Annotated in this window: 2 protein-coding genes; both read left to right on the forward strand. The window is 74.1% G+C overall.

Going from position 1 to position 910, the window contains the following annotated elements; all coding sequences use genetic code 11:
* Positions 1-723: type VII secretion protein (locus E2651_RS43450; protein ID WP_135336757.1), on the forward strand; the 723-nt coding region annotated here is incomplete at its 5' end.
* Positions 720-910, forward strand: a 191-nt coding sequence (locus E2651_RS43455; RefSeq protein WP_135336758.1) for a hypothetical protein, incomplete at its 3' end; no start/stop codon positions are given. The genes E2651_RS43450 and E2651_RS43455, both read left to right, overlap by 4 nt.

Here is a 910-nt window from a genome sequence, read left to right on the forward strand (position 1 = left end):
GTGACCTCGATCCGGGGCGGGGTCGGCAAGTCCACCGTCTCCGCGCTCCTGGCACGGACGTTCAACCATTACCGGCACGACCCCGTCCTCGCCCTGGAGGCCGACGCCGCGCTCGGCACCCTGCCGGTCCGCCTCGGTGCCGAGTCCGTGCGCTGGGCCTGCGCGGACCTGGCCCCCCTCCTCAGCCCGGCCATGCAACTCACCGACGTCACCGGCTACCTGGTGCCGGTCACCGACGGCGGCTGGCTGCTCCCCGCGAGCCAAGGCAGGGTCGGCGCCCCGCTCGACGTACCCACCTACCGCACCGTCACCCTCGCGCTGCGCCGCTACTTCGCCGTGACGGTCGTCGACTGCGAGACGCTGCCCGGCGAGGTGGCCCGCACCGCGATGGACACCGCCCATGCCCGCGTGGTGGTCGCCCCGATGACCGCCGAGGGCGTCGGCGGCACCCGCGTGGTCCTGGACTGGCTGGCCCAGCTGCCGCACTCGGCCCTGGCCACCACCGTGGTCGCCCTCTCCGCCAGCTCCCCCGACACGACGCTCGATCTGAAGACGGCCGCCGCGCATCTGCGCGAGACCGGGGTGGCCGTGGTGCCCCTGGCCTACGACCGTCATCTGGCCCAAGGAGGCCCCATCCACACCGGCATGCTCGGCCAGAACTCGCGCGAGGCCGCTGTCCAGCTGGCCGCCGAGGCGATGGGGCGGGCGGTGCGGGTGCGATGACCCACCGCCTCGTCCACCGCCCGGCCCGCTCCACCCGGCCTCTCGCCGGCGCCCCGGAACGCACCATCGAGCCGCCCCCGAATCTGCCCGAGGGCAAGATGGGCAACGCCGCCACCGCCCTGCTCCCGATGGCCGGCGTCATGGGCTCGGTCGTCATGATGACCGTCATCCGCAACAGCCAGTTCGC

Origin of the sequence: Streptomyces sp. MZ04, assembly GCF_004684775.1 — a bacterium.
In the GTDB taxonomy this organism is placed as follows: domain Bacteria; phylum Actinomycetota; class Actinomycetes; order Streptomycetales; family Streptomycetaceae; genus Streptomyces.